This is a genomic window from Hymenobacter ruber (assembly GCF_054783255.1).
Window position 1 is genome coordinate 43,017 of record NZ_BAAGQX010000002.1, and the last position, 24,698, is coordinate 67,714.

Annotated in this window: 14 protein-coding genes; 11 read left to right on the forward strand and 3 right to left on the reverse strand. The window is 62.1% G+C overall.

What is annotated here, in order from left to right; genetic code table 11:
* Positions 1-78 precede the first annotated feature (78 nt).
* The 4 genes from ACYVM5_RS00915 to proC all read left to right on the forward strand — a co-directional run bounded on the left by ACYVM5_RS00915 (position 79) and on the right by proC (position 5,799).
* The gene (locus tag ACYVM5_RS00915) at positions 79-1,401 is read left to right on the forward strand and encodes a RagB/SusD family nutrient uptake outer membrane protein (protein ID WP_460616300.1); all 1,323 of its coding nucleotides are present in this window, start codon (positions 79-81) and stop codon (positions 1,399-1,401) included.
* 111 nt (positions 1,402-1,512) lie between these two features.
* Complete coding sequence (gene nagB, locus ACYVM5_RS00920) at positions 1,513-3,432, forward strand: glucosamine-6-phosphate deaminase (RefSeq protein ID WP_460616301.1); 1,920 nt, start codon at positions 1,513-1,515, stop codon at positions 3,430-3,432.
* Between the two features lie 206 nt (positions 3,433-3,638).
* Complete coding sequence (locus ACYVM5_RS00925; RefSeq protein WP_460616302.1) at positions 3,639-4,820, forward strand: acyltransferase family protein; 1,182 nt, start codon at positions 3,639-3,641, stop codon at positions 4,818-4,820.
* A 178-nt stretch (positions 4,821-4,998) separates the two neighbouring features.
* On the forward strand, positions 4,999-5,799 hold the full coding sequence (proC, locus tag ACYVM5_RS00930) for a pyrroline-5-carboxylate reductase family protein (RefSeq protein ID WP_460616303.1): 801 nt from the start codon (positions 4,999-5,001) through the stop codon (positions 5,797-5,799).
* Between the two features lie 28 nt (positions 5,800-5,827).
* On the opposite strand, the gene ACYVM5_RS00935 is transcribed toward proC, so the two are convergent.
* From ACYVM5_RS00935 to ACYVM5_RS00945, 3 genes are all read right to left on the reverse strand, one after another.
* Positions 5,828-6,229 (reverse strand): GxxExxY protein, encoded by a 402-nt coding sequence (locus ACYVM5_RS00935; RefSeq protein WP_460616304.1) that lies wholly within the window; start codon positions 6,227-6,229, stop codon positions 5,828-5,830.
* 80 nt (positions 6,230-6,309) lie between these two features.
* Positions 6,310-7,935, reverse strand: a complete 1,626-nt coding sequence (locus tag ACYVM5_RS00940) for a 3-(methylthio)propionyl-CoA ligase (protein ID WP_460616305.1) — start codon at positions 7,933-7,935, stop codon at positions 6,310-6,312.
* Between the two features lie 77 nt (positions 7,936-8,012).
* Entirely contained in the window at positions 8,013-10,982 is a 2,970-nt protein-coding gene (locus ACYVM5_RS00945; RefSeq protein ID WP_460616306.1) for a glycoside hydrolase family 3 N-terminal domain-containing protein, read from the reverse strand.
* 394 nt (positions 10,983-11,376) lie between these two features.
* Between ACYVM5_RS00945 and ACYVM5_RS00950 the strand changes: the two genes are divergently transcribed.
* From ACYVM5_RS00950 to ACYVM5_RS00980, 7 genes are all read left to right on the forward strand, one after another.
* Positions 11,377-13,593 carry a T9SS type A sorting domain-containing protein gene (locus ACYVM5_RS00950; RefSeq protein WP_460616307.1) on the forward strand — a complete coding sequence of 739 codons (2,217 nt, stop codon included), beginning with the start codon at positions 11,377-11,379 and terminating at the stop codon, positions 13,591-13,593.
* A 542-nt stretch (positions 13,594-14,135) separates the two neighbouring features.
* Positions 14,136-14,996 (forward strand): T9SS type A sorting domain-containing protein, encoded by an 861-nt coding sequence (locus ACYVM5_RS00955; protein WP_460616308.1) that lies wholly within the window; start codon positions 14,136-14,138, stop codon positions 14,994-14,996.
* Between the two features lie 185 nt (positions 14,997-15,181).
* Positions 15,182-15,730, forward strand: coding sequence for a hypothetical protein (locus ACYVM5_RS00960; RefSeq protein WP_460616309.1), 549 nt, complete (start codon positions 15,182-15,184; stop codon positions 15,728-15,730).
* Positions 15,731-15,972: 242 nt separating this feature from the next.
* A complete protein-coding gene (locus ACYVM5_RS00965; RefSeq protein ID WP_460616310.1) occupies positions 15,973-17,784 on the forward strand; it encodes a DUF885 domain-containing protein in 1,812 nt (603 codons plus the stop codon).
* 198 nt (positions 17,785-17,982) lie between these two features.
* Complete coding sequence (locus tag ACYVM5_RS00970) at positions 17,983-19,770, forward strand: DUF885 domain-containing protein (RefSeq protein ID WP_460616311.1); 1,788 nt, start codon at positions 17,983-17,985, stop codon at positions 19,768-19,770.
* A gap of 130 nt (positions 19,771-19,900) precedes the next feature.
* Complete coding sequence (locus ACYVM5_RS00975; protein ID WP_460616312.1) at positions 19,901-22,156, forward strand: M3 family metallopeptidase; 2,256 nt, start codon at positions 19,901-19,903, stop codon at positions 22,154-22,156.
* 170 nt (positions 22,157-22,326) lie between these two features.
* Complete coding sequence (locus ACYVM5_RS00980; protein ID WP_460616313.1) at positions 22,327-24,666, forward strand: S9 family peptidase; 2,340 nt, start codon at positions 22,327-22,329, stop codon at positions 24,664-24,666.
* Positions 24,667-24,698 lie beyond the last annotated feature (32 nt).

Sequence of the window (24,698 nt, forward strand, 5' to 3'; positions counted from 1 at the left end):
ACTTTGTAGTCCGCGTGTGAGCCGTTCTGTCGCGGACTACAAAGTCCGCGCTACTTCCCACTTCCAGAATTCAACCTCATGAAGAAAATACTCACCCTCGCAGCCCTGGCCCTCGCGCTGGGCAGCTGCAACAAAGAATACCTGAACCCGAGCACCGCCAGTCAGCAGCAGGTGGTGACTTCCTCCGATGGTCTTATCACGCTTTGCAACGGCTTGCAGGCGCGCTACAGCACGGGCGGCTTCCTCAGCGTGCTCTATAACACGGTGGCGGCCGGCGGCCTCACCACCCGCGAGCTCAGCATCCTCAACGTGGGCAATATCGAGGAGTACAACGTCAGCCTCGGAGCCGGCAACCTCACCAACAGCAACGGCGTGGTGCGCAACCTCTGGACGCAGGCCAACCTGGTGAAATCCAACGCCGACCTGGTGCTGGCCAACGCCGGCAACGCCCCGGACGCGGGCACCCGCAGCGGCATCGTGGCTTACGCCAGCATTTTCCGGGCGCTGAGTATTGGCACGCTGGCGCAGTATTTCGAGCAGATTCCGCTGGCCACGCAGGAAAGCGCGCCGTTTGTGCCGCGCGTGGATGCGCTGCGCAACGCCGTGGCCCAGCTCGAAGCGGCGGCCACGCAACTGGCCGCCACGCCGGTTTCGGCTGATTTCAACGCCAAGATTGTGCCCGGCATCGACCTGCCGAATACCATTCAGGCGCTCATTGCCCGCTACAGCCTGGAGGCTGGCGACTACGACAAGGCTCTGGCCGCGGCCGGCCGCGTCGACCTCACCAAACGCTCGGTGTTTAACTTCGACGACAACACCCGCAACCCACTGTTCGAGACGTCTTTCGGGAACAAAAACGTATTCGAGCCCACCAACACCAGCCTGGGCCTCACCGGCGCGCTGGCCCCCGAAACCGGCGACAAGCGCCTGCCCTTCCTGCTGCGCATCACCCCGCCGCCAACTACGACGCAGAACCTGGGCACCGGCTTCTACACCGCCAACAGTGCGCCCATCCCGGTGTACGTGCCCAACGAAATGCTCCTGATTCGGGCCGAAGCCTACGCCCGCAAAAACGACGTACCCAATGCCGTGACGGAGCTGAACAAGGTGCGGACCAGCACGGCCGCCGCCGCTACCACCAGCACCGGCCTGCTGCTGGCCCTGCCCGGCGCGGCCCTGCCTCCCTATTCTGGCCCTCTCACGGTTGCCGACGTGCTCACCGACATCCTTCGCAACCGCGATATTGAGCTGGCCTTCCAGGGCTTCCGCCTGGCCGACAGCCGCCGCTTCGGCCGCCCCGCGCCGGGCACCACCGGGGCCGAGCGCAACCGCAATTTCTTCCCCTACCCCCGCGTAGAGCGCGAAAACAACCCCGCCACACCCGCCGACCCGGCCATATAAACATGTGGTGTAGAGACGCGTATTTGCGCCTCGTCGTTGAACGGCACCACCTGTGCGGCCTAACAACGACGAGACGCAAATATGCGTCTCTACTCCCTCTTTCCACCACCCATGAACCCGCCCAACTCCCACCCCGCCCCCATCGCCACCACGGTTTATGCTGATTCGGAGCAGGCTTCGGTCGCCGTAGCCGGCCAGATTGCCAACCTCATCCGTGCCCGCGCCGCCGAGGGCCGCCCCTGCGTGCTGGGGCTGGCCACCGGCTCCTCGCCCACCCGCGTGTATGAGGAACTGGTGCGCCTGCACCGCGAAGACGGCCTGAGCTTTCAGAACGTTATCAGCTTCAACCTCGATGAATATTACCCCATGGCGCCCGACTCGCTGCAGAGCTACGTGCGCTTCATGCGGGAGTATCTATTTGACCATGTTGATATAAAGCCGGAGAACGTACACATCCCCGATGGCACCGTGCCGCCCGAGCAGATTGCCGACTTCTGCCGGCACTATGAGGAGCAGATTCACGCGGCGGGCGGGATTGATTTGCAGCTGTTGGGTATCGGGCGCACGGGGCACATTGGCTTTAATGAGCCCGGCTCCGGCCCGGCCTCCCGCACCCGTCTCATCACCCTCGACCACGTGACGCGCACCGATGCGGCTTCGGATTTTTACGGCGAGGAAAACGTGCCGCGCCGCGCCCTGACCATGGGCGTGGGTACCATTCTCGAAGCCCGCCGCATAGTGCTGCTGGCCTGGGGCGAGGGCAAAGCCGCCGTGGTGAAACGCATGGCGGAGGGCGAAATCACCGACACTGTGCCCGCTACCTACCTGCAGCGCCACCCCAATGTGGAAGTGGTGCTGGACGAGGCCGCCGGAGCCGAGCTTACCCCGCGCAAAACGCCCTGGCTGCTGGGTCTGCCCTGCAACTGGCACGATGCCGCCCTGGTCCGCAAGGCCATCACCTGGCTGGCCCGCACCGTGACCAAGCCCATTCTGAAACTGACCGAGGAAGACTACAACGAAAACGGCCTCTCGGAGCTGCTGGCACAGTCCGGTCCGGCCTACGACATCAACATTCGCGTCTTCAACGAGCTGCAGCACACCATCACCGGCTGGCCCGGCGGCAAGCCCAACGCCGATGACACTTACCGCCCCGAGCGCGCCGAACCGTTTCCCAAGCGCGTCCTCATCTTCTCACCCCACCCCGATGACGACGTGATTTCAATGGGCGGCACCCTGCTCCGGCTGGTCGACCAGGGCCATGAAGTGCATGTGGCCTACCAGACCTCGGGCAACATTGCCGTGTTCGATGACGAGGCCATTCGCTTCGCCGATTTTGTGGCCGACTACGACCAGGCCTTCCACTTGCCCGCCGATGTACCGGCCGACAACCTCTACCACCGCGTAGCCGACTTCCTCAAAAACAAGCAGCCCGGCCAGGTCGACTCCGACGAGGTGCAGCAGATAAAGGGCCTCATCCGGCGGGGCGAGGCCAAGAGCGCCTGCCGCCTGGCCGGCATCCCCGATGCCAACGTGCACTTTCTGGATTTGCCGTTTTACGAAACCGGCCGGGTGCGCAAAAAGCCGCTGGGCGACGAGGACATTCGCATTACGATGGAGCTGCTGAACCGCATCCGGCCCCAGCAGATTTACGCGGCCGGCGACCTCTCGGACCCGCACGGCACGCACCGCGTGTGCCTGGCGGCCATCTTCGAGTCCATTCACCGCCTCAAAGCCTCCGGCACCGCTTGGCTGGCCGACTGCTGGGTGTGGCTCTACCGCGGGGCCTGGCAGGAATGGGACATCGACCAGATTGAGATGGCCGTGCCCCTCTCGCCGCAGGAGCTCACGCGCAAGCGCCGCGCCATCTTCAAGCACCAAAGTCAGAAAGACCGGCCGCTGTTCCCCGGGGCTGACCAGCGCGAGTTCTGGCAGCGCGCCGAGGCGCGGAATAGAACCACGGCGAAACTGTACGACCAGCTGGGCTTGCCGGAATACGAGGGCATTGAAGCGTTTGTGCGCTGGGAATTTTGAGGTAGTCGAACGGCAACTCCCCTCCTTACCAAGAAGGGGATGCTCGAGCCGAAGGCTCGGACGGGGGTGGTTATGGTCGTTGAATGACGACCAAACGATTTACTTCAATGATTCGGACGCCACAACCACCTCAGTTGCCTCTAGCGCGGCAACATCCCCTCCTTGGTAAGGAGGGGAGTTTTTTTCCATCCCTACTCCCACCCGCCATGCAACGCACCACTCAGGCCGCCCTCGAAACCACCGGCACCGTGCCCCTCGCGGAGGCCTCCCAGCCCGGCCGCCTCATCAGCCTTGACGTGTTTCGGGGAATTACCGTCATGGCCATGATTCTGGTGAACAACCCCGGCGACTGGGGCCACATCTACCCGCCGCTGGAGCACGCCGAATGGAACGGCTGCACCCCTACCGACCTCATTTTCCCGTTTTTCCTGTTCATCGTGGGCGTGAGCCTGGTGTATGCGCTGGATGGGGTGAAGCGCCAGGGCGGGCCGCAGGGGGCGGTGCTGCTGCGGGTGCTGCGCCGGGCCGGCGTGCTGTTCGGGCTGGGCCTGCTGCTGTCACTTTATCCGAAGTTTGACTTCTCGGTGGTGCGCATAATGGGCGTATTGCAGCGCATTGCGCTGGTATTTCTGGGGTGCAGTGTCATCTTTCTGAAGACCAGCTGGCGCACGCAGGTTTGGCTGATTGTCAGCTTTCTCATCGGCTACGCGGTGCTGATGCAGCTGGTGCCCGTGCCTGGCTTCGGCCCCGCCAACCTGGAGCCCGCTACCAACCTCGGAGCCTGGCTCGACCGCACCATCTTCACCGAAGCCCACCTCTGGAAAACCAGTAAAACCTGGGACCCCGAAGGCCTGCTCGGCACCCTGCCGGCCCTGGCCACCGGCCTGCTGGGCGGCCTTACGGCCCAATGGCTTCGCCACCGCGGCCCCGAGCCGGCCGCCAAAGTCGCCTGGCTGTTCGTAGCTGGCGGCGGTATCATCCTGCTGGGCCTGTGCTGGGCCCCGTGGTTTCCCATCAACAAAGCGCTGTGGAGCAGCCCTTACGTGCTCTACACCGGCGGGCTGGCCATGGCCGGCCTGGCCGCGCTCTACTGGATTTGCGACGTGCAGGGCCACCGCGCCTGGACGCGCCCGGCGCTGGTCTACGGCGTCAATGCCATCCTGGTGTTCTGCCTCTCGGCGCTGCTTTCGCGCACGTTCGGGCTATTTAAGCTGGCCCTGCCCGGCGGCAAAACGGGCGGCTTGAAGGAGTGGCTCTACGAATGGGGCATCGCCCTACATTTTTCGGACCCGCGCACGGCCTCGCTGGTGGGCGCGGTCACGCTCATCGTCATCTGGTATTTCATTCTGAGCTGGATGTACAAGAAGGGCGTGGTGCTGAAAGTGTGAGGGGTATTCATCTGTCATCCTGAGCGCAGCGAAGGACCTTATCACCGATGAACAGATTGCAGTAAACTCAATCGGCGCAAACGTGATAAGGTCCTTCGCTGCGCTCAGGATGACAGACGTTGACGGGTGATGACAGCCACTATGCCGTTCTTTGCCAGCTCAGACGGCATCAATAACAATGAAAATCCTCATCATCGGCGGCGGCAACATGGGCCTGACTTACGCCCGCAGCTTCGTGCGCGCCCACATCACCTCGCGGCTCGATTTGCGCCTGCTGGCCCGCTCACCCGAGCGGGTGCCGGCCCTGGCCGCCCACGAAATCGGCACCGTCTGGGGCTCGCCGGCCGAGTGCGTGCCGGGGGCCGACATCCTCATCCTGGCCGTGAAGCCGCAGGACTCCCCTGCCCTCTTTGCGGCGCTGAAGGGACTGGTGCAGCCGCAGCAGCTCGTGCTCAGCATCATGGCCGGGGTGCGGATTGACACCTTGCGCGAGGCCTTGGGCACGCCCAAAATCATCCGGGCCATGCCCAACCTGCCCGCCCAGATTGGCATGGGCATGACGGCCTTCACCAGCACCGACGAGGTGACACGCGCCGAGCTAGTGCAGGTGCAAAACCTGCTCTCGACCACCGGCAAGACGGTTTACGTCGAAAACGAAAGCGCCATCGATGCCAGCACCGCCATCTCGGGCAGTGGCCCGGCCTACGTGTACTACTGCATGGAAGCCCTGATGGCGGCGGCCGCCCAAATGGGTTTCAGCGGGGCCGAAGCCGAGTTGCTGGTGAGCCAGACCTTTCGCGGCGCGGTGGAACTCTACTCGCAATCGGGCCTGAGCTGCCAGGACTGGATTGCCAAAGTGGCATCCAGAGGCGGCACCACCGAGGCCGCGCTGGGCGCGTTCGGCGCGGGCGCGGTGCGCGAGGGCCTCATGGCCGGGGCCGGCGCCGCGCGCGACCGGGCCGAGGAGCTGGGCCGCTAGGGATTTTTCCCGCAGTGGGCGCAGGGGTTTACGCAGTGGGCGCAGTGTCGTTCTCGAGGCCGTTTACACGACGGTGCATATGGTCTTTGAGACGGTCAACGTTGAAGTTGATGAGCAGCCCGAGTTTGAGACCGGACAGTTTCAGATAAGTCGTCAGCTGCTTGAAGTGAACTTCTTGTAAAGCATCAACGGATTTCAACTCAATGATGACTTTGCCCTCTACCACTAAATCGAGTCGATAGCCCGTTTCCATATGAATGCCTTTGTAAACCATTGGCATTGGGACCTGCCGGGCCACTCGCAGGCCTTGTTGCCTCAGCTCATGCTCCAAAGCAGTTTCATATACTGACTCCAAAAGGCCCGGCCCTAAGTCCGTATGAATTTCATAGGCCGCCTTGCGAACCTGAAAAGAAATCTGGTTTTCATGCATAGCGCAAATCAAACCCGGATGAACAACACTGCGCTCACTGCGCAAACCCCTGCGCCCACTGCGGGAAAAATCCCGAACCCCTACGCCACCGAATACCCCGCAAAATCCTTGCGCAATTGCGTTTTCAGAATTTTGCCAGTGGCGGTGTGAGGCAGCTGTTTCACAAACTCCACGGCGTCGGGCTCCCAGAACTTGGCCACCCGGCCCCGGAAGAAATTCAGCAGCTCATCGGCCGAAACCTCCATGCCAGGGCGGCACACCACCACCAGCAGGGGCCGCTCGCTCCACTTGGCACTGGGCACGCCGATGACGGCGGCCTCGGCCACGGCGGGGTGGGCCACGGCCAGGTTTTCGAGCTCGATGCTGGAAATCCACTCCCCGCCCGACTTGATGACGTCTTTCGAGCGGTCGGTAATTTGCATGTAGCCATCGGGGTCGATGGTGGCCACGTCGCCGGTGCGGAACCAGCCGTCGGCCGTCAGCTCGCCGGGCGTGGCGGTACGGAAGTAGTCGCGCACCACCCACGGGCCGCGCACCAGCAGGTCGCCGAAGGCCACGCCGTCGTGGGGCAGCGCGTGGCCGTCGTCGCCCACAATCTTCATATCGACCCCAAACACCGCCCGGCCCTGCTTGGCCCGGATGGCCATGCTATCGGCCGGGCTGAGTCCGGCGTGTTTGCCCTTGAGACGGGCGGTGGTGCCAAGGGGGCTGGTTTCCGTCATGCCCCAGGCGTGCATGATGGTCACGCCCAACTCCTCCTCAAAGGCTTTCATGAGGGCCGGCGGGCAGGCAGCCCCGCCCACCACCGTCCGGTTGAGGGTGGTAAAACGGCGCTGGCCCTCGCGCATGAACTGCAGCAGTGCCAGCCAGATGGTGGGAACCCCGGCCGAGAACGTCACGCCTTCGGTTTCAAACAGTTCAAACAAACTGGCGCTGTCCATGCCCGCACCGGGCAGCACCAGCTTCGCGCCGTTGAGCGGGGCCGCGTAGGGCAGCCCCCAGGCATTAACGTGGAACATGGGCACCACCGGCATTATCACGTCCGAGGCCGAACAGCTTAGCGCATCGGGCAGCGAGATGCCCAGGGCGTGCAGCACCGTGGAGCGATGCGAATAAAGCACGCCCTTGGGCTGGTCGGTGGTGCCGGAGGTGTAGCAGAGCGAGCAGGCCGTGTTTTCGTCGAAGCTGGGCCAGTCGTAGGCGCCGTTTTCGGCCGCTAGTAAGTCTTCGTAGCTGCACAGGCCGGGCAGCTCGGAGGCGGCAGGCAGATGCTCGGGACCGGCCATGAGCACCCACTTTTCCACAGTGGGGCACACGGGAGCCAGACGCTCCACGAGAGGCAAAAATGTCAAGTCGAAGAACAGTAACCGGTCCTCGGCGTGGTTGATGATGAAGACGAGCTGCTCGGGAAACAGGCGCGGGTTGATGGTGTGGCACACCGCCCCGATGCCTGCTACGCCATAATACAGCTCGAAATGGCGGTGCGTGTTCCAGGCCAGGGTGCCCACCCGGTCGCCGTTTTCGATGCCGAGTTTCAGCAGGGCCTGGGCGAGCTGCTTGCTGCGGTGGTTGGCCTCGGCGTAGGTGTAGCGGTGGATGCCGCCCTCGGGCCGGCGCGACACAATTTCGGTATCGGAATGCCACTTGGCGGCGTGCTCGATAATTGTCGCCACGCGCAGCGGCTCGGCCATCATCAATCCTAACATAGGGGTACGGAGTGGGAATGTAGGGCCGTAAGGTAGCGAAAGGTGGCACATTTCCACCACGGCCACAGCCCTACAAACTACCGCGCCGCCTCAATAGCAAGTTGCAACAGCGAGCTCCGCACGCTCAAATCGCCCAGCTTATTATTCCGCCGCGTGGGGTGTACGCGGTTGGTGAGCAGCACCACCACCAGGTCCTTCTCGGGCTCCACCCAGAAGTAGGTACCCGTGAAGCCAGTGTGACCGTAACTGCTTTGCGAGGCGCTTTTGGCCGAGTTAACGGTCGGGTTAGCGGCGGGGCGGTCGAAGGCCAGGGCGCGGCGGTTGTCGGGGCAGAACTGGCACTTGGTCCAGTCGGCCAGCACGGTTTTGTCGAAGAGCTGCTGGCCGCCGTAGCGCCCGCCCCAGGCGTAGGTCTGAGCGAGCTTGGCCACGTCATTAGCATCGCCAAACAGGCCGGCGTGGCCCGAGAGGCCGCCCAGCAGGGCCGCGCCTTCGTCGTGCACCGTGCCGTGCACCAGCTGCTTGCGGAAGGCCGAATCAACCTCCGTGGGCACGATGCGCGCCACCGGAAAGCGGTTGCGGGGCCGGAAACCCAGCGTGGTCGCGCCCAGCGGCCCGTACACTTCCTTCTGCAAAAAGGCATCGAGCGGCAGCCCGGTACGGGCCTGCACCAGCGCCGGGTATAGCACAAACGACAAGTCCGAATACACGTAGCCCGGCTTCTCATTCAGCGGCGACTCCCCTATTTCCTTATAGATGCGGGCCGGCAGCTTCTTCCGCGCCCAGATGCCCTGGGCCACCGGCAACGGGAACCGAGCCGACGAATCGGCCCGGAAATAGCGGCGGCGCAGGTTGCCGTTTTTCTTCACCAATTCCTTCCAGAAAGGAATAAATGCTTTGAGGCGGGCCTGATGGGCCAGCACGTCGCGCATTTTCAGGTCGGCCTTGTTGGTGCCGCGCAGGAAGGGGAAGTAGTTGCCCATCGCACTGTCGGGGCTGAATTTATGGTCGGCCTCCAGGCGCATCAGCGCGGGCGTGGCGGCCATCAGCTTAGTCATCGAAGCCAGGTCGTACAGGTCATCATCCTTCACCGGGCGCGGCACCGATACGGGTTTGGCATCGGTCACTACGGCTTCTTTTTTCTTCTTTTTCTTATCAACCACCGCTTCGCTGAAGCCCGCATACGTCTGGTTGCCATAGCTTTTGCGGAGCACTACCGTACCGCGCCGGGCAATGAGCACCTGCGCCCCGGGAAACGCCTGCGCCGCCAGCGCCCGGCCCACCAGGCTGTCCACGCGGGCTTCGAGGCGGCCGTCCATGCCTACGTCTTCGGGGTTGGCGTAGCGCAGGCGGTAGCTGCCGGCTGTGCGCAGGCCGAAGCCGCGCGGGTACCGGTCGCTCACCGTCACGGGCAGCTTGCCCGTGGCCGCAATGCCGCCGAAAATGGCCTGGGCGGCCAGGTTTTGGGCATTCGGGCTTTCCTGGTAGGCCATGATGACGGCGGCGGCGCGGTCCAAATCCCGCACTTTGGCCACAGCGTAGGCCGAGCCGAATACGCTGAGCACCAGCGTTTGCTTCTGGTCGGCCAGCTCGCGCAGCAGCATGTTATCCTCGGGCGTGATGCCGAAGCTCGTGGCGGGCAGGCGGCCCAGACTTTGCAGGCTCACCAGAATGAGATTGTAGGGCTTGAGGGCGGCGCGCAGCTTCATCAGCTCATCGAGCGTGGCCGTGGCGGCGATGTGGAAATGCGCGGCCGGCGCGTAGTCGGCCACCGCTTTCTGAAAGTCGGTAGTATCGCGCGGCGAGCCGCCCAGCACCAGCGTGGCAATGCGCAATGTGTCGAGGCGCTGGAGCGGCAACAGGCTCTTCTGGTTGCGCAGTAGCGTGATGCTCAGCTCCGTGAGGCGGTGGCTGAGGTATTGCGCGTGCGGGCCGTTGAGGTCTTCGTAGATGTTTTTGGTATCGATGGGCCGGTAATGGTTGAGGCCCGACCACTGCTTGAGGGCCAGCACGCGGCGGCAATGCTCATCGATTTCCTTCTGCGAAATCCGGCCGCTATCCACGGCCACACGCACCATCTTCAAGGCCAGCGGAATGTTCTTGCTGAACTCCAGAATGTCGTTGCCGGCCATGATGGCCCGCACGTCGGCCTCGCCGGGCGGAAACTTGCTGATAACGCCGCGCATGTTCATGGCATCGGTGAAAATCAAGCCCTTAAAGCCCATCTCATCGCGCAGCATCCCCGTGATGATGGGCCGCGAAAGGGTGCTCGGCCCCAATACCGTGTCCAGGGCCGGCACGTTGAGGTGGGCCACCATCATGCCCCCCAGGCCCCCCGCGATGAGGCTGCGGAAGGGCGGCAGCTCCAGCGTATCGAGCCGGCGGCGGTCGACGCGCACGGTGGGCAGCGCGAGGTGGGAGTCGGCGTCCACGTCGCCGTGGCCGGGGAAGTGCTTAGCCACGGCCAGAATGCCGGCGTCCTGCATGCCGCGCATGTACTGGCGGCCGTCGCGGGCCACGGCGGCCGGGTTTTCGCCCCAGCTACGAAAGCCGATGACCGGGTTGGCGGGGTTGTTATTCACGTCCACCACCGGCGCGAAGTTGACGTGCATGCCCAGCCGCTTGAACTGCCGGGCCACCTCGCGGCCCATGTCGTAGAGCAGCGTGGTGTCGGTTTCGCCGCCCAGGCTCATTTGGTAGGGGAATTTCACCACGCTATCGAGGCGCATGCCCACGCCCCATTCGCCGTCCAGCGCCACCAGCAGCGGCACTTTCGATTGGCTCTGGTAGCGGTTCAGCAGATTGGACTGCCGCACCGGGCCGCCCTGAAAAAATATCAGCCCGCCAATGCCATACTGCTTGATGAGCGTCGAAACCGAGTCCTCAAACACGCGGGTGCGGTTGGAATACGCGGCCACCATGAAGAGCTGTGCGGCGCGTTGGTCGGGCGTGAGCACCCGCATCAGACTGTCGACCCAAGGCGAGTGCAGGTAGCGGGTGAAGGCCGGCGCATTGGGCGGCAACGGCGCTAAAGTCTTTTTTTTCACAGGCTTGCGCACTACAGCCTGCTGCTTGGAACGCGGAGTGGTGCGCTGTTGCGCACCGGCCAGTAGTGGGAAGGCAAGTAGCCAAAACAAGAACAGATACTTCATTAACAACAGGGACTGAGCGGCACAGGAGACAACCACACATACGTGGCGCTGCAAAAGTCGGCAGTTGAGCGGTATGAATCCGCAGCCGTCCGCTACACCCCGCCTCGGAATACACCAGGCAGCAGAGTTGATTAACTCAACAGCAAACAGTAAATACAATTAAATATCAAAAATATTTTATAATAAGAATAAATATTATTTACTTGTAATATATAACAAACCAGATACATCTATGAGCACAACTACAAAAACACCAGCCCGGCTGATGCTTAGCCATTTCAATTCGCTGATGCCCAAAGTTGCTTTGGTGCTTATCAGCTTTATGCTCTTGCTGTCGGCCACGGCGCAGGCCCAGAACACCTACTACTGGAGGGGCGCGGCGGGAGCCAACTGGAGTGCCTCAACCAGTTGGAACACCCTTGCCAATGGTACGGGCACGGCGCGCACCTCTCGCAATACCGGCGACGTGCTGATATTCAGCGGCGGTAGCTCCACCGCCACCATGGATTTAACAGAGACCATCAAGCAGCTGTCTTTCAGGAACAACGCCACGGTTACGCTCAATACCACCCAGGACGCAACCCGCAGCATCACCCTGGGCGGGGGCACGGGCGATGACTTCGTGGTAGACGCCGGGTCGTCGCTTACGGTGGTGGGCGTGGTGAGCGACTTCGATGACGCGGCCATAAATTTCATTTTGAATACTGGTGTAACGGCCAGCATTGCCGGGGGCGTAACCTTCACCAGCTCGGGCGGCAACAGCAGTTCCAACGCGTTCCACGAGTTTCGGGGCGGGGCCGGCTCGGTGCATTTTGTGAACGGCGGCGGCCTCTTCGTCACCGGCCGGATGAATGGAGACTCATTTGGCTCGACAACCGGTATGGCTGTTTTTGAAGCGGGGTCCACTTACCAGCAGAATGCGTCCAATTCCGATGACCCTTACGGACCCGCAACTTTTCAGGATGGCAGTACCTACCGCTACATCAATGGCAGCTTTGGCGGCACGAACCTAGCAGTTGACCGGACGTATGGCAACCTGGTCTACGAAACCGCCAACGACCGAACCATTGGGGGGGACATAAAACTACTCATCCGCAACAACCTGACCCTTAGCAGTACTGGCAACCTCTCGCTGAATGCGCGCGATACCGACGGCACCAGCATCGGGGGCAATATCAGCATTACCAACAACAACGCAGTACTCAGTTTCGACCCCAGCTCGACGCGGCCAGTTACGCTCAGCGGCACCACGGCCAAGACCGTCAGTGGCGTTGGGACGATGATTTTTGGAGAGGACGCGCAGCTTGAAATTGATAACCCGGCCGGGGTGACGCTCACGCGGCCCATCACCCTGGAAAGGGGCCTGATTCTGACCAACGGCTTGCTGACCACCAGCGCCACGGCCTTGCTCACGCTGGCCCCTAACGCCACGGTGACCGGCGGCAGCGCCACCAGTTTCGTGAATGGCCCGCTGGCCCGCATCACCCCGTCGGCTAATAGCACCACCCGCACCTGGGTTTTCCCCATTGGCAAAGGCGCGGCCTACCGCCCCTTCACGCTCCGGACCACCGACCAGAATTCGGCCGCTACCTATACCGTGGAGCAGTTTGAAGGCAACCCCGGACAAACGGTGACGGGCTTGTTGCAGCGGGTATCGTTCAAACGCGCCTACAGCATCACCTCGTCCAACGCTTCGGCCACCAATACCACCGCCACTGTTACTCTCACCTTCGCCCCCGACGACTACGTGAACGTACCCGGCACCTCGAACCTGGTGGTGGCCCGGCGGCAGGGCACCACCGGCGCCTGGAGCACCATGGGCCATTCGGCCAACACCGGCCCGGCGGGCGCAGCCGGCGGCCCCGGCGTCAGCGGCACCCTCACCTCCAATTCGCTCACGGGGTTCACCACCGGCTCCGCCACGTATTTTGCGCTGGGCGCGCTGAACCTGAACAATCAGGCCAACCCGTTTGCCACCGCCGTAAACCCGCTGCCCGTCGAGCTCACGCATTTTGATGCGGCCGCCAAGGTGCAGGGCATTGCCCTGAGCTGGGCCACCGCCTCCGAGAAAAACAGCGCCTATTTTGAGGTGCAGCGCAGCGCCGATGGCGAAAGCTTCCAGCGCGTGGGCAGCGTGAAGGGCCAGGGCACCAGCAGCAGCGTCCACGACTATGACTTTATGGACGGCCACCCGCTGGTGGGCCTCGCCTACTACCGCCTGCGCCAGGTCGACCTGGATGGCACCAGCACGTTTTCGCCGGTGGTCGCGGTGCAGATGCGCGGCGAAGTAGCCGTTTATCCCAATCCCAGCACGGGCACTGTATCGCTGCCGGCTACGATGGGCACCGTGCACTACCGCGTGTTCAATGCGCTGGGGCAGGTAGTGCTGAGTGGCCAGGCCACCGGCAGCGACCAGCTCGACCTACGCACGCTCGCCAAAGGCTCCTATTTTCTGGAGCTGACCGGGGCCGGCGGTAGCACCAGGCAGCGCTTGATACGGGAGTAGTCGACACAAGTAATTCGCATACAATGACTTTTATCGACCATTGCTCTGGTTTATTCGGCCATGCTTAGACGACTTTGCCAGAAATTGCACAAAATCAATTAAATATGACACCTATCGTCATCACAATATTAATTTATCTTTAATAGGCGAAGTATATAGCACACTTCCTATAACACAGGTGTACATTGCCAGCTTATAATTAGCTTTTCCCGTTTTTAAAACGAAAACAAATGACTCTTTTTACAGCTCGCCACTTCTTTTCTGCGAAACCTCTGCACTTGTTAATTGCGTTGTCCATGCTTGGCATAAGTGCTGCCGCGCAAGCCCAAACGGCCACGCAAAACTTCGAAACCACGTCGTCAGGTAATTATACATATACCACCACAGGGTCGGGGGCTTTTTTTGCGGCTCAGGCAGGTGGTACCCGGTCGTATGGGGTCAGTAATGGTACAGGTACGGGGCTGGTTACCACAACACTTAATTTCAAGCGGGTCAATTTCGACGCGACAACATCTAACGCTTTAACATTCAAAGTTGCCGCAGTGAGAAACAATGGCCAAGGCGGCCTCGATGCGAGCGGTTCGATTCAGGTCAATGTTGCGTATAACCGTTCTACTACGTTCGTCCCGACGCTCAAAATCCAAGGAACTGCTTCCAATCCTGCTTGGAATTTCACCGCTACCGGAACTGCAACTGCCAATGTTACTTCCACTACGCCAACCCTGACTACCGTTACGGCTGTCGATGGGGCTAGTGGACCGGCCACTGTCACCATTAACTTTAGTAGCGCCATTACCAACGCCTACGTGCAGATTGTGTTGAATGCTTCTGCCAAAACCGATTTATTGGTTGATAATATCACGGCCAGCACATTTACCTCGCTGCCCGTTGAGCTCACTCGTTTCGATGCCACCGCCAAAGGCGCGGGCGTGGCTCTAACCTGGGCCACCGCCAGCGAAAAAAATAGCGACCGGTTTGAGATTCAGCGCAGTGCCACGGGCGAGGTTTACGAAACCCTGGGCACGGTGAAAGGCCAGGGCAACACCACCATGGCGCACGACTATTCTTTCGTGGATAGCCGCCCGCTGGCCGGCACCTCCTATTACCGCCTGCGCCAGGTCGATTCCGATGGCACTTTCAGCTTCTCACCGGTGGCCGCCGTGCAAACCGAAGCCAGCACCAAAGTTGAGCTCTACCCCAACCCCAGCGCAAACCAGCTCATTTTGCCCGCCGGCGTGGGCGCGGTGCAGTACCGCATTTTCAATGCCCTAGGCCAGACTTTGCTCAGCGGCAAAGCCACCGACAACGACCGCCTCGACATCACCAGCCTGCCCAAAGGCCCTTTCTTTCTGGAAATGAGCGGCGCGACTGGCCGCCATACCCAGCGCCTGATGCGCGAATAGCTCGCGGCATTGGCTGGCCCTTGACATACCGCTGGCCAGTTCGCACAACCAAGCCCCGCCCCTACCCCGTGTAGCGGCGGGGCTTTTTTTGGGGTGTTGCGCAGTGACCCGCGATGTCGGCATTGCCTTTTTTGGCCTGTCAACGTAGAGGATAATTGGTATAACCGCCTTTCAACGTTTGTCTTATGCGTATTCCTGTTCTATCCATTGGGCCAGGCAAGCGGCTGCTGGCGCTGGCTGGCACCGTGCTGCTGGGAGCCTGTAGCGGCCAGGCCCCACTGGAGCAATCCAGTGGCGGCACCAGCCGCTCCACCGCCGTGCAAATGGATACCACGGCCACGCTGCCCACCGAAGCCTGCGGCCTGCTCACGCCCGGCGAGGTGACCAGCCTCACGGGCCGCCCCGTGCAGCAGCAGGCCCAGGGCGAGGCCTGCCGCTTCGTGGAAGCCGACCAGCCCGCCAGCCCCGATGCCGTGGTGATGGTTTCGTTCCGGCCCGCCGCCGCCTTTCAGATTGCCCAGGCCGGCAACGACCTGCGCCGCCGCAACATGGTGCCCGTGGCGGGCCTGGGCCGCGAAGCGTATTACGACGACAGCCACGGCGACCTCTACGTGCGCCTGCCCGACCGCACCCTCGTCATCGGGATGCCGCGCCGCGTGAAAGCCTACTCGCGCGAGCGCATTGCGCCGGAGCTGGGCCGCCTGGCCGTGGCCCGGCTCACGGCCAGGCGGTAAGACGCCAACTCCCATCCTTACCAAGGAGGGGATATTTTCGCGCCAGCGAAAATTGGGGTGGTTGTGGCATTAAACGACAGTTTTGGGTTACCAAGGAACTGGGTAAGTATTGATAAGGGCGTAGCGAATGTCTACGGCTCAACGCCACAACCACCCCCGTTTCAGCCAACGCTGAAACATCCCCTCCTGGGTAAGGAGGGGAGTGTGCCGTTTCGTAGCTTGCAGCATATTCCCATTCGCTCATGAAAAAAATTGCTCTGGCCGGCCTCGTCGCGGCCGCCCTTACCACGGCCTGCAACCAGACCAAAACCACCGAAACCGCTAGCACCAGCGCCGATGGCGCGGCAGCCGATACCACCAAAGGCATCAACGGCCTGTTTGCCAGCTTCTGGGAGCAGCAGTCGCGGCTCGACCCGCTGTCGGCCACGGCCCAGGGCGACAACCGCTTCAACGACCAGCTGCCCAACGACCAGACCCAGGCGTTCCGGGATACGTTGCGTACGTTTTACCAGGACTACCTGACGCGGCTGGGCAAGTTTGACCGCGCCAAGCTGGACGAAAACGACCGCATCAGCTACGACATCTTTCAGTACGACCTCAAGCAGCGGGTGGAAGGCTTGAAGCTGAATACCTGGATGATGCCGTTTCAGCAGTTCTGGGGGCTGCCCATCAGCATGGGGCAGTACGGCTCGGGGCAGGGCAACCAGCCGTTCAAAACCGTGAAGGACTACGACAACTGGCTGGGCCGGGTGCGCGGCTTCACGGTGTGGGCCGATTCGGCCATCGGCAACTTCCGGCGCGGCATGAAGGCCGGCGTGGTGCTGCCCAAGGCCTTGGTGGAGAAGATGATTCCGCAGGTGCGCGCCAAGGACATGCAGGTAACCGACGCGACCAAGTCGCTGTTTTACGGCCCCATCACGCGCTTCCCGAAGGACTTTTCGGACGCCGACAAAAAGCGCATTACCGAGGAGTACAAAAAGGCCATTCTCACGGAGATTGTGCCGACTTATAAGAAAATCGGTGATTTTCTGGCCAACGAGTACCTGCCCAAATCCCGCCCCACCAGCGGCATCAACGCCATTCCGGGCGGGCCGGAAATGTACCGCTACTACGCCAGCTACTGGACCACGACCGACAAAACCCCGGCCGAAATTCATGCCCTGGGCCTGCGCGAAGTGGCCCGCCTGCGCGCCGAGATGGAGCGCATGAAAACCCAGTTGGGCTTCAAGGGCACGTTGCGTCAGTTCTTCGAAAGCCTGAAAACCAACCCCAAGGCCATGCCCTTCAAAACGGCCGAAGAAGTACTGGCCGGCTTCCGCAAGATTCAGGCGACCATTGACCCCAGCCTGAAAAAGATGTTCGGCCGCGTGCCGAAGTCGCCGTTCGAGATTCGGGAAACCGAGAAGTTCCGCGAGGCGTCGGCGTCGGCCGAGTACAACCAGGGCTCGCCGGACGGCTCCCGGCCGGGCATTTTCTACGTGCCATTGTCCAAGCCGGCCGAGTACAACGTGACGCAGGGCATGGAGTCGCTGTTTCTGCACGAGGCCATTCCGGGCCACCACTACCAGATTTCCCTGCAGCAGGAAAACACCAGCCTGCCCAAGTTCCGCCAGTTTGCCGGCTACGGCGCCATGACCGAGGGCTGGGCCCTCTACTGCGAAAGCCTGGGCAAGGAGCTCGGCCTCTACAAAGACCCCTACCAATACATTGGCGCCCTGAGCGATGAAATGCTGCGCGCCGTGCGCCTGGTGGTAGACACCGGCCTGCACACCGGCCAGATGACCCGGGAGCAAGCCATTGATTACATGCTGGATAATACGCCCGACAACAAGGAAAACGACACGGCCGCCATCGAGCGCTACATGGCCATTCCGGGCCAGGCGCTGAGCTACAAAATCGGCCAGCTGAAGATTCAGGAGCTGCGCGCCCGCTACGAAAAGCAGCTGGGCAGCAAGTTCTCGCTCAGCAATTTCCATGATGAGCTGCTGAAAGACGGCGTGATGCCGCTGGCCGTGCTCGAAACCAAGATGGACGCTTGGGCAGCGAAGCAGTAGCGAGCACGACTAGTTGAACGTCATGCAGAGCGCAGCGAGGCATCTTGCCCGCCGCCACCAATTCAGTCAATTGGATTAGGTTGAGCGGTAAAGATGCTTCGCTGCGCGCTGCATGACGTTTTTATATCCTGCCTTTCCCTAAGGAAAACTGGACTATTTACAGCCATTTGTGTAGCTTGCCGGCTTACTTACTGGTTGATGAACAGATTTTTTGTTGCCTTACTGGCAATGTGGTGCCTGCTGGCGCACCCGGCAGGCTCCCAAACCTCACCCAACGGGACGGCCACTTCCGCGACTTTGCTGGCCGGCTTATTCAATTCGTACTGGGAAGACCGCGCTCGGTTGTTTCCGCTAATGGCCACGGCGCAGGGCGACAACCGCTACAACGACCGCCTGCCTAACGACCAGACCCGCGCCTTTCGTCAGCAGCAGACGCGCTTCTACCGCCGCTACCTCAATGACCTGCTGAACATTGACCGCGCCCGCCTCTCGGCCGACGACAAGCTCAGCTACGACATCTTTCAGTACGAGATGCGCAGCCGCCTCGAAGGCCTGCGGCTGAATAACTGGATGATGCCGTTTGCGCAGTTTTACAGCCTGCCCACCACGCTCAGCCAGCTGGGGGCGGGCACCGGCGCGCAGCCCTTCAAAACGGTGAAGGACTACGACAACTGGCTGACCCGGGTGGACAAGTTCCCGGTGTGGGCCGACTCGGCCATCGGCAATTTCCGGCAGGGCATGAAGGCGGCCGTGGTGCTGCCTCGTGTGCTGGTGCTGAAAATGGTGCCCCAGCTGCAAGCCCAGGTGACGGCCGATGCCGCTAAAAGCCTGTTTTACGGCCCCATCACGCACCTTCCGGCCAGCTTCTCGGAGGCCGACAAGGCCAGAATCACCAGCGCCTACCAGCAAGCCATCCTTACCGAGGTGGTGCCCACCTATCGCAAGCTGGCCGACTTTCTGAACACCGAATACCTGCCCCAGGCCCGCAGCAGCACCGGCCTGAGCGATGTGCCCGGCGGGGCCGAAATGTACCGCTACGACGTGCGCCTGATGACCACCACCGACCGCACCCCCGACGCCATTTACCTCACCGGTCTGGCCGAGGTAAAGCGCATCCGGGCCGAGATGGAGGCCGTGAAAAAGCAGGTGGGCTTCAAGGGCAGCCTGCCCGGCTTCTTCAGCTACCTGGGTTCCAGCGCCAAGTTCATGCCCTACAAAACGCCGGACGACGTGCTGAACGCCTTCCGCGCCATTCAGGCGCGCATCACGCCCAACCTGCCCAAGCTGTTCGGGCGCACGCCGAAGTCGCCGTTTGAGATTAGGCAGACGGAGGCCTTTCGCGCCGCCACGGCCTCGGCCGAGTACAACCGGGGCACGCCGGACGGCGCGCGGCCGGGCATTTTCTACGTGCCCATTCTCGATGCCACCAAGTTTAACGTGACCTCGGGCATGGAGTCGCTGTTTCTGCACGAAGCCATTCCCGGGCACCACTACCAATTGTCGTTGCAGCAGGAAAATACCAGCCTGCCCAAGTTCCGCCGCTTCGCCTCCTACCCCGCGTTCAGCGAGGGTTGGGCGCTGTACTGCGAAAGCCTGGGCAAGGAGCTGGGCCTCTACACCGACCCTTACCAGCGCATTGGTGCACTGGGCGATGAAATGCACCGCGCCCTGCGCCTGGTGGTAGACGTGGGCATGCACGCCAAAGGCATGAGCCGCGAGCAGGCCATCGACTACATGATGGCCAACGAGCCCATTTCGGAGCAGGCCGCCACGGCCGAAATTGAGCGCTACCTGGCCATGCCCGGCCAGGCGCTAGCCTACAAAACCGGCCAGCTGAAAATCCGGGAGCTACGCACCCGCTACGAAAAGCAGTTGCTCAAGAAATTCAACCTCAAGGCTTTTCACGATGAGATTCTGGCCGGCGGCTCCATGCCCCTGGCGGTACTGGAGCGGCGGATGGACGCCTGGGCCGCCCGGCAGCGGTAGCGTGATGTAGCGCGGACCTGGCAGTCCGCGCCCGCACGATTTTGCGAGTTGTTCGTGTTTCTGCCGGGGCCGCGGACTAAAAGTCCGCGCTACCTTGCTCCTTCTTTCGCATTCCCCGAACCTCGTTTCAATGTCGCAACCCACTTCCCGCCGGCGGCTGACCGGTTTTTTGGCCACGCTCGGCCTGGCCTTCACCCTGCTTCCCCCCCCCGGCATGGCTCAATCCTCAACTCCCGCCGCGTCGGCCACGGCCCGCGCCGACCAGTCACCGCTCCTTCAGCCCTGGGTCGGCCCGCACGGCGGCGTGCCGGCTTTCGACAAGGTAAAAGTTGCTGATTTCAAACCCGCGCTGGAAGCGGCGATGGCTGAGAATCTGGCCGAAATCAACGCCATTGCCACTAACCCGGCGGCCCCGACATTTGAGAACACCATTGTGGCTATGGAGCGCAGCGGGCAGACGCTGACGCGCGTTTCGGCCATTTACGACATCTGGAGCAGCACGCTCAACGATGCCGCCTTCAGCGCCGTGGAAACCGAAATGGCCCCGAAGCTGGCCGCGTTCTATGACCAGATTTCCCAAAATCCGGCCCTGTTCAAGCGCATCGAGGCGGTGTATAAATCGCCCGAAACCAAGAAGCTGACGGCCGAGCAGCAGCGACTGGTAGAAGTTGACTACAAGCAGTTTGTGCGGGCGGGGGCCAAGCTGGATGCCACGGCCAAGGCCCGCGTTTCGGCCATCAACCAAAAGCTGGCGGGGCTGTTCACCAATTTTTCGCAGAATGTGCTGGCCGACGAGGCCGACTCGGTGCTGGTGCTGAAAACCGATAAGGACCTGGGGGGCCTGCCGGCCTCGCTGCGCGATGCGGCCAAAACCACGGCCGGCACCCGCAAGATTGCGGCGGCGGGCGTCATCACCAACACCCGCTCCAGCATCGACCCGTTCCTGACGTACTCGGACCAGCGCCAGCTGCGCGAGAAGGCCTGGCGCATGTTTACGAACCGGGGCGACAACGGCGGCGCGCACGACAACAACACCATCATCACCGAGATTCTGCAGCTGCGGGCCGAGCGCGCCAAGCTGCTGGGCTACCCCACGCACGCCCACCTGCGCCTCGACAACACCATGGCCAAAACCCCGGAGGCGGCCATGGATTTGATGCTGAAAGTATGGACGCCGGCCGTGGCCCGCGAGCACGAGGAAGTGGCCGACATGCTGGCCCTGGCCAAAAAGGAAGGCGCCCCCGCCGGCTTCAAAATCGAGCCCTGGGACTACCGCTACTACGCCGAAAAGGTGCGCAAGGCCCGCTACGACCTCGACCAGAACGAGGTGAAGCAGTACCTGCAGCTCGACAAAATGCGCGAGGGCATGTTTTGGGTGGCCGGCGAGCTGTTCAATTTCGCTTTTGTGCCCGTGACCGACGTGCCCGTGTACCATCCCGATGTGAAGGTGTGGCAGGTGAACGACAAAACCACCGGCAAGCAGTTGGGCCTCTGGTACTTCGACCCCTACGCCCGGCCCGGCAAAAACTCGGGCGCGTGGATGAATGCCTACCGCAACCAGGAGCGTGTGGACAAGCCGGTGACCACCATCGTGTCGAACAACTCCAACTTTGTGAAGGGCAAGGACGGCGAGCCGGTGCTCATTTCCTGGACCGATGCCACCACGCTGTTCCACGAGTTCGGCCACGCCCTGCACGGGCTGTCGAGCAACGTGACGTACCCGACGCTCTCGGGCACCAGCGTGGTACGCGACTACGTGGAATTCCCCTCGCAGCTGCTCGAAAACTGGCTGGCTACCCCGGAAGTGCTCAACAAGTTTGCCCTGCACTACCAGACCGGCAAGCCCATTCCGCAGGCGCTGGTCGACCGCATCAACAAGGCCAGCTCGTTCAACGAAGGCTTTGCCACCACCGAGTTTCTGGCCAGCGCCCTTATTGATATGAAGCTGCACCTCGCCGGGTCGCAGAAGATTGACCCTGACAAGTTTGAGCGCGAAACGCTGGCTGGTCTGGGCATGCCTTCGGAACTGGTGATGCGCCACCGCACGCCTCAGTTTACCCACGTTTTCTCCTCCGATGGCTACTCGGCGGGCTACTACTCCTACCTGTGGTCGGTGGTGCTGGCAGCCGATGCCTTCAGCGCCTTCACTGAGGCTGGCGGGCCTTACGACAAGGCCGTGGCAGCCCGTCTGCGCAAAAACGTGTTTACCGTGGGCAACACCGTGGACCCGGCCGCCGGCTACCGGGCCTTCCGCGGCCGCGACCCAAAGATTGACGCCCTCATGAAGCAGCGCAACTTCCCGCTTGCCCCCGCCAAAACCGGCGGCAAGCTCGGCCCCGGCAAGCCGGTTGATGGACCAAACAAGGTGCCGGTACGGCGCAAGTAGCCGCCCGCTGGCGCCTAACGACAGCTTGGCGCTTCATTACACCCTCGAGAAAGCCCCGCTTTGGGGCTTTCTTTTTGCTTTCTCGCGAAGCCGGCAAGCAACCCATTCGGTCCAAATGCCGACCTTTCGCGCTTAATCATCCCACTCTTTAGCCTGCTCTTCCCAAGCCTATGCATAAGTACGTACCGGCCCTGCTCACGGCCGCGACCTTTTTCGTTTCAGCCGCCGCCTCGGCCCAGCAGCTGCCGGCCCTCACGGCCGAGGACTACGCCCGCGCCGAACGTTTCCTGAGCTATAATACCCAGGCGCTGGTGGACCACAGCGCCGGCCAGCCCAACTGGCTCGCGGGCGACCGGTTCTGGTACCGCACGCTCACGGCGCAGGGCAGCGAGTTCATCCTCGTGGACCCGGCCCGCAAAACCCGCACCGCCGCCTTCGACCAGGCCAAGCTGGCCGCTGCGCTGTCTGCAGCCACTGGCAAAACCTACGAGGCCAGCCGGCTGCCATTCCGCACGCTCACATTTTCGCCCGATGAAAAGACCATTTCCTTCGCTACGGGCGGCAAAAGCTGGAAGTACGACGTGGCCAGCGGCCAGCTGAGCCCCGATGCCACGCCCGCCGCCAAGCCAGGCCCCAATGCGGAAAACGAAATTGTGTCGCCCGACGGCAAGCTCGCCGCCTACATCAAGGACTACAACCTGTGGGTGCGCGACACGAATACCAACCAGACCACCCAGCTCACCACCGACGGTGCCAAGGATTACGGCTACGCCACCGACAACGCCGGCTGGACCACCAGCGACAAGCCGGTGCTGCGCTGGTCGCCCGACTCGCGCAAAATTGCCACCTTCCGGCAGGACCAGCGCAACGTGGGCGACATGTACTTGGTGACCACCAACGTAGGCCATCCCACCCTGAAAAGCTGGAAATACCCGCTGCCCGGCGACAAGGACGTTACCACCATCGAGCGGGTGATTGTGGAGGTGAACGGCCCGAAAGTGGTGCGCTTCCAGATGGCCCCCGACCAGCACCGCGGCTCGCTGTCGGACGATATTTCGAGCAGCGGCACCTTCGACGACGTGGACTGGAGCCCCGACGGCCGCGAACTGGCCTTCGTGTCGACCTCGCGCGACCACAAGGAGGAGAAAATCCGGGTGGCCGATGCTGCCACCGGCGCCGTGCGCGACGTGTTTTCCGAAACCGCTGCCACGCAGTATGAGTCGGGCCAGGGTGCTATCAACTGGCGCTACCTGCCCAAGAGCAAGGAAGTTATCTGGTATTCGGAGCGCGACAACTGGGGCCAGTTGTACCTCTATGACGCCGGCAGCGGCAAGGTGAAGAACCAGATTACCAGGGGCAACTTTGTGGTGACGCAGCTGCTGAAAGTGGACGAAAAGAAACGCCAGCTCTATTTCCTGGCCGATGGCCGCGAGCCCGGTAACCCCTACTTTACGCACCTCTACCGCATCGGCCTCGATGGCAAAAACCTCACGCTGCTCACGCCCGAGGCCGGCAACCACCAGGTGATGCTTTCGCCCTCGGGCAAGTATTTCGTCGACACCTACTCGCAGCCCGATAAGCCGGGCGTGACGGTGCTGCGCGGCACCGATGGCAAGCTGATTTCGACGCTGGAGAAAACCGACATTTCCCGCCTCACCGCCACCGGCTGGAAGGCTCCCACACCCATCACAGTGAAAGCCCAGGACGGCCAGATTGACCTGTACGGGCTGATGTTCACGCCCACCAACCTGGACCCGAACAAGAAGTACCCAATCATCAACTACATCTACCCGGGGCCGCAGGGCGGCGGCGTGGGCAGCTGGTCGTTTGCCTCGGCGCGGAATGACCACCAGGCGCTGGCCGAGCTGGGCTTTGTGGTGGTCGTCATCGAAGGCAGCTGCAACCCGCTGCGCTCCAAGAGCTACCACGATGCCTGCTACGGCAACATGTCCGAAAACACCCTCTCGGACCAGGTGACCGGTATGCGCCAGCTGGCCCAGAAGTACCCGTACATCGACCTGAGCCGGGCCGGCATCTGGGGGCACTCGGGCGGCGGCTACGCCACGGCGGCGGCCATGTTCCGCTACCCGGATTTTTTCAAAGTGGGCATCTCGGAATCGGGCAATCACGAAAACCGCAACTACGAGGACGACTGGGCCGAGCGCTACATTGGCCTGATGAAGACCAACGCCGACGGTACCACCAGCTACGACAACCAGGCCAACGCCGCCTTCGCTAAAAACCTCAAAGGCAAGCTGATGCTGGCCCACGGCCTGATGGACAACAACGTGCCGCCCTACAACACCCTGCTGGTGGTGGAGGCCCTCACCAAAGCCAACAAGAGCTACGACCTGGTGGTGTTTCCGAACGCTCAGCACGGCTATGGCGCCTACTCGCCCTACATGATGCGCCGCCGTTGGGACTATTTCGTGCAGAACCTGGCCGGGGCCACCCCGCCCCACGACTATGAGATGAAGCCCCACGCCGACCCGCGCAACGCAGTGCAATAGGCGGAATAGAGAGTAAAGGGAAGTCATGCTGA